General features: G+C 33.4%; 6 protein-coding genes. 5 read left to right on the top strand and 1 reads right to left on the bottom strand.

Translation table 11 applies throughout. The features are described from left to right. From miaE to ACHZC3_RS12920, 3 genes are all read left to right on the top strand, one after another. Positions 1–233, top strand: a 233-nt coding sequence (miaE, locus tag ACHZC3_RS12930) for a tRNA isopentenyl-2-thiomethyl-A-37 hydroxylase MiaE (protein ID WP_394760292.1), incomplete at its 5' end; no start/stop codon positions are given. Between the two features lie 13 nt (positions 234–246). Continuing rightward, positions 247–528 (top strand): DUF2752 domain-containing protein, encoded by a 282-nt coding sequence (locus ACHZC3_RS12925; RefSeq protein ID WP_394760291.1) that lies wholly within the window; start codon positions 247–249, stop codon positions 526–528. Between the two features lie 21 nt (positions 529–549). Next, on the top strand, positions 550–876 hold the full coding sequence (locus ACHZC3_RS12920; protein ID WP_394760290.1) for a CCC motif membrane protein: 327 nt from the start codon (positions 550–552) through the stop codon (positions 874–876). Positions 877–932: 56 nt separating this feature from the next. Here ACHZC3_RS12920 and ACHZC3_RS12915 read toward each other — a convergent pair whose 3' ends face one another. Further along, entirely contained in the window at positions 933–4,361 is a 3,429-nt protein-coding gene (locus ACHZC3_RS12915) for a methylmalonyl-CoA mutase family protein (protein WP_394760289.1), read from the bottom strand. Positions 4,362–4,618: 257 nt separating this feature from the next. Here ACHZC3_RS12915 and ACHZC3_RS12910 point away from each other — a divergent pair, with 257 nt between their 5' ends. Together ACHZC3_RS12910 and ACHZC3_RS12905 are read left to right on the top strand one after the other, a co-directional pair. Next, positions 4,619–5,341 (top strand): DUF4197 domain-containing protein, encoded by a 723-nt coding sequence (locus ACHZC3_RS12910; protein ID WP_394760288.1) that lies wholly within the window; start codon positions 4,619–4,621, stop codon positions 5,339–5,341. Positions 5,342–5,353: 12 nt separating this feature from the next. After that, the gene (locus ACHZC3_RS12905; protein WP_394760287.1) at positions 5,354–6,061 is read left to right on the top strand and encodes a DUF4197 domain-containing protein; all 708 of its coding nucleotides are present in this window, start codon (positions 5,354–5,356) and stop codon (positions 6,059–6,061) included. Positions 6,062–6,344 lie beyond the last annotated feature (283 nt).

Below are 6,344 nucleotides of genomic sequence, written 5' to 3'. Positions count from 1 at the left end.
AAGCAAGAAGTTGTGAGCGTTTTAAAGTGCTTTCTCAGAATATTAAAGACAAAGAATTAGCAAATTTTTATAGAGAACTGATGATTAGTGAAGCTGGACATTATACTACTTTCTTAGGATTTGCAAGAAAATATTCAGATAAAGTTGATGTTGACAAACGCTGGGCAGAATGGTTAGAATTTGAAGGTGAACTTATCTCAAATTACGGAACAAAAGAAACCATTCACGGTTAATCTAAAAAGGGAAATGAAAACAGAAGACTTTATGATTCCTTGTATGAACAAATCAATTTTCGGAATTGATTGTTTGGGTTGTGGAACTCAAAGAGCTTTAGTTTTGATTTTTAATGGTGATTTTTCAGGTGCTTTTTATATGTTTCCAGCAATTTACACATTACTCCTTTTTTTTATTTTTATAGGATTGCATTTTATTGACAAAAAAAGAAACTACAATACATTAATTTCGCTTTTTGCAATTCTAAACGGAATGATAATGATTATATCTTATATTTACAAAATGTCTTTTTAAATTAACTAACAATAAAACTTTATGGAAAAACAAAAACTACCCAACGAACAAACCACTATGATTTTAGGATTAACATCATTTATAGGATGTTGTTGCACAAGCGGAATTTTAGGCTTAGTATTATCTGGAATAGGATTATATCTTGGTAAAAAAGATGAAAAACTTTTAGCCGAAAATCCAGATCAATATAATTTAGGCTCTTCAAATACTTGGAAAATTGTCAATTTAGTAAGTTTAGTACTTAGCTCTGTATTTGTAATTTATTATGTCTACATGAAAGTAACTGGTAAAGATGTAGAACAACAGGAACAACTAATGGAGATGATAAATCAATTCCAAAATAAATAAAACAAAAAAATCCGTCTTGTAAAATTTAAACAAGACGGATTTTTAATTTAATTTTACTACATATTTCGTCGATATTGCCCACCAACCTCAAACAAAGCACTCGTAATTTGTCCTAACGAGCAAACTTTTGTAGCTTCCATTAAATGTGCAAATAAGTTTTCGTTTTTAATAGCTGCTTCTTGTAAAGTATTTAAATGTTCCTCGACTTTATCGGCACTTCCTTTGTGCAAATTAGTTAACATATCTATTTGATATTGTTTTTCTTCTTCAGTGGCACGAATTACTTCGGCAGGAATTACAGTTGGTGAACCTTTAGAACTCAAGAAAGTGTTTACACCAATAATTGGAAATTCTCCTGTATGTTTCAAGGTTTCGTAATACAAACTTTCTTCTTGAATTTTCGAACGTTGGTACATAGTTTCCATAGCTCCAAGCACTCCTCCACGCTCTGTAATACGATCAAATTCTTGTAAAACAGCTTTTTCTACAAGATCTGTTAACTCTTCAATGATAAACGAGCCTTGAATCGGATTTTCATTTTTCGCCAATCCTAATTCTTTATTAATAATCAACTGAATTGCCATAGCACGACGCACAGATTCTTCCGTTGGTGTTGTAATTGCTTCATCATAAGCATTGGTATGCAATGAATTACAGTTGTCATAAATCGCATATAATGCTTGCAAAGTTGTACGAATATCGTTAAAATCTATTTCTTGTGCGTGCAAAGAACGACCAGAAGTTTGAATGTGGTATTTCAACATTTGTGCTCTTTCGTTGGCTCCGTATTTGTTTTTCATGGCTTTCGCCCAAATTTTACGAGCCACACGACCAATTACTGCATATTCTGGATCGATTCCGTTTGAGAAAAAGAACGATAAGTTTGGTCCAAAATCATTAATATTCATTCCACGACTCAAATAATATTCCACGTAAGTGAAACCATTAGAAAGTGTGAAGGCCAATTGCGTGATTGGATTTGAACCCGCTTCTGCAATATGATAACCAGAAATAGAAACCGAATAAAAGTTACGTACATTCTCTTTGATGAAATATTCTTGTACGTCACCCATTAATCTCAAGGCAAATTCGGTCGAAAAAATACAAGTATTTTGAGCTTGATCTTCTTTCAAAATATCAGCTTGAACCGTGCCACGAACTTGAGATAAAGTTCTTATTTTAATGTCATTATAAACGTCAGCTGGCAAAACCTGATCGCCAGTAACACCTAAAAGCATCAATCCCAAACCATCATTTCCAGCAGGTATTTCGCCTTGGTAACTTGGTCTTGTGATTCCTTTTTTCTTATAAATTTCGTTTATTTTCTCTTGAACTTCTACCTCAAGATTATTTTCTTTGATGTAATGCTCGCATTGTTGGTCGATAGCGGCATTCATGAAAAAACCTAACAACATTGGTGCTGGTCCATTTATCGTCATAGAAACCGATGTCATAGCATGTACCAAATCGAAACCTGAATACAGTTTTTTAGCATCATCTAAACAACAAATAGAAACACCTGCATTTCCAATTTTACCGTAAATATCAGGACGAACATGCGGATCATTTCCGTATAACGTTACGCTATCGAAAGCGGTAGAAAGTCTTTTTGCTGGCAATCCCGCAGAAACATAATGAAAACGCTTGTTGGTTCTTTCTGGCCCACCTTCACCAGCAAACATTCTTGACGGATCTTCGCCTTCACGTTTGAAAGGATATAATCCTGAAGCAAAAGGAAACTCTCCTGGTACATTTTCTTGCAAATTCCATTTCAAAATATCCCCCCAAGCTTGATATTTAGGAAGTGAGATTTTTGGAATTTGAGAATGTGATAAACTTTCGGTATGTGTCGCGATTTTTATCTCCTTATCACGTACTTTGAAAGTATAAAAAGGATTTTTGTATTTATTTACTTTTTCGTTCCAAGTGAGAATAATTTCCCAATTGTATGGATCGAGATTCATTTTTACTCTGTCGAATTCTTTTAATAACAGTGTAATAAATGGATGAGATTCTTCCTTCGTCAGAATGACAAAACTATCGTCAATTCCTGCTTTATTTAAAACTAATAATTTTTCAGAAACTGATTCGATGGTTTTGAAAATACCGTATAGTTTTTGAGCTACTTCTACTTGCGAAAGAGCAGTTTCATCATATTTACGATTGTTTTCGGCAATTTCAGACAAATAACGTGTTCTATGTGGTGGAATGACAAAAATTTTCTCGCTCATTTCACGAGTTATTTGGAAAGTCGATTTCAAATCTGAATTTGTTTTTTCGACAATTTTATCCATAATAGCTTTATACAACGTATTCATTCCCGGATCGTTGAACTGTGAAGCTATCGTTCCGAAAACCGGCATATCATCTGGATTAGCATCCCACAAATTATGATTGCGTTGGTATTGTTTTTTGACATCACGAATGGCATCAAGTGCACCACGCTTGTCAAATTTATTTAATGCTACCAAATCGGCAAAATCTAACATATCGATTTTTTCCAACTGAGTTGCAGCTCCAAATTCTGGTGTCATTACATAAAGAGAAACATCAGAATGATCCATGATTTCGGTATCCGATTGTCCAATTCCAGAAGTTTCTAGGATTATAATGTCATATTTTGCTGCTTTAAGCACTTGAATCGCTTCGGCAACATATTTAGATAATGCTAAGTTTGATTGACGAGTTGCCAACGAACGCATATAAACTCTAGGATTATTAATGGCGTTCATACGAATTCTATCACCTAACAATGCACCACCTGTTTTACGTTTTGATGGATCGACCGAAATTAATCCAATTGTTTTTTCTGGAAAATCGATTAAAAAACGACGTACTAATTCATCTACTAACGATGACTTTCCTGAACCACCTGTTCCTGTGATTCCAAGCACTGGAATTTTTGAAGTTTCGTTGTTTTTATGAATGGTTTCGAAAACAGGTTTTGCAATTTCTGGAAAATTTTCGGCAGCAGAAATTAAACGAGCAATCGCAGTAGGATTTTTGTCTTCAATATGTTTCAGTTCTCCGTTTAATTTATCACCAATTGGATAATCAGATTGTTTTACTAAGTCATTTATCATTCCTTGTAATCCCATGGCTCGACCATCGTCTGGCGCATAAATGCGAGTAATTCCGTAGTCTTGCAAATCGGCAATTTCACTTGGTAGAATCACACCTCCACCACCACCAAATATTTTGATATGTCCTGCTCCTTTTTCTTTAAGCAAGTCATACATGAATTTAAAATACTCATTATGACCACCTTGGTAAGATGTGATTGCAATCGCATTTGCATCTTCTTGAATGGCTGTGTTTACTACTTCTTCGACGCTACGATCATGACCAAGATGTATCACTTCTACTCCTGTAGCTTGAATTATTCTTCGCATGATATTTATCGCTGCATCGTGACCATCGAAAAGTGCGGCTGCAGTTACAATTCTTACTTTATTTATTGGGACATAAGGTATTTGTGGTTCCATTTTGAGGATTTGATATTTTTGAGTAGCAAATTTACAATTTTTTTGTTCGAAATGATACAAAGCCAAAAAGTTTTGATGGATAAAATAAAGCCCCAATTTAGCCCTGATAGCAGTGGAAATCCTTTTTGCTTTTTCTTTAGAAAGCAAAAGATTGAAACGAATAGCAGGATATATGTTGAAAGAAATCGTAAAGTTGTGCTTCTAAATAAAATATTGGCTCTATTTTTGTTTGTAACCTTAGAAAAACACATTTCCTTATGAAAAAAATATTTTTACTAGCTGTTTTCATTCCTATGATTAGTAATGCACAACTCAAAGACCTTATAAAAAAAGGGCAAAACAAAGTTTCTACTATGACTAAAACCAATTCTGGGATAGATATTGCTGCTGGTTTAAAAGAAGCGCTGAACAAAGGAGTTACAGATCAGGTCTCTAAACTAACTGCTCTAGATGGTTTTTATAAAAATGAAGCTGTAAAAATAATGATGCCAGCTGAATTGCAAAAAGTAGATAAAACTTTGAGGAAATTAGGCATGAGCAGTTTGGCTGATGATGGAATTAGAGCTTTGAATCGTGCAGCAGAAGATGCTGTAAAAGAATCTACTCCTATTTTTGTTTCGGCAATAAAAAATATAAATTTTAGTGATGCTAAAAATATTTTGATGGGCAAAGAAAATGCCGCTACTTCTTACTTGCAAAATGCAACTACTAAAGACTTATATACAAAATTCAGCCCTGTTGTACAACAATCTATTGGAAAAGTAGGCGCTGATGTGATTTGGTCGAATATAATTACAAAATATAATGCCATACCTTTAGTTAATAAAGTAAATCCAGATATTACTGATTATGTAACAAACAAGGCTTTAGATGGCGTTTTTAAGATGATTACTGTCGAAGAAAAAAACATAAGAACCAACTTAGGCTCAAGAACTTCTAATTTACTACAACAAGTTTTTGCAATGCAAGACAAAAAATAATATATTCTAATTATGAAAAAATCGATATTATTACTGGCAATTCTTCCCTTTTTTGGTTGTGCCGAATTACAGCAAGTCGCCAATCAATTGCCAGGGATTTTAGAACAAGGAAATGTAGACATTTCAGCTGGTTTGAAAGAAGCTCTGAACAACGGAATCTCGAAACAAGTAACGAAGCTAACTGCTACTGATGGTTTTTTTAAAAATGAAGCTGTAAAGATTTTATTGCCAGAAGAATTAAAAAAAGTAGATGCTGGCTTGAGAAAAATTGGAATGAGCAAACTAGCTGATGATGGTTTAAGAGCCATAAATCGTACTGCTGAAGATGCTGTAAAAGAAGCGACTCCAATTTTTGTTGATGCTGTAACCGGAATGAGTTTTACCGATGCTAAAAACATTTTGATGGGGAACGAAAGTGCTGCCACAACTTATTTACAAGGTTCTACATCGACTGCTTTGTACGGAAAATTTAATCCTGTTATCAAGAATTCATTTGCAAAAGTTGGTGCTGATAAAATTTGGACCAACATAATCACTAAATATAATAGTATCCCGTTGGTAAAAAAAGTGAATCCAGATTTGACTGATTATGTTACAAATCAAGCAATGAATGGTGTTTTTAAAATGATTGCTGTTGAAGAAAAAGATATTAGAACCAACATAAATGCTAGAACTTCTAATTTGTTGAAGAATGTATTTGCTATGCAAGACAAGAAATAATTATTATTGAATAAAATTTATCTTTTTAACATTTAATAATAAAATAACATTGCTTTAACTCTAAATTATGAAAAATATCATGTTCTTTGTATAAGAATTCATAGAATTTTGTTTGGTTTGGTTTAGTTTGGTTAGTTTATAAAAAAGTCAGTATTTAGGTACTGGCTTTTTTGTTTGTAAATAGTGTCTTGTCCTAAAATAGCGATACATAAATTCATCGTTATGGAAAACACCCAGGAACCTCGCTATGTAAAGCGTACCCAAAAAGACTACAGTATGTCTT

It is taken from the genome of Flavobacterium sp. (assembly GCF_043720215.1).
Classification (GTDB): Bacteria; Bacteroidota; Bacteroidia; order Flavobacteriales; family Flavobacteriaceae; genus Flavobacterium.
The sequence above is the reverse complement of the archived record's forward strand: the minus strand, read 5'-3'. Positions and strand labels throughout refer to the sequence as shown.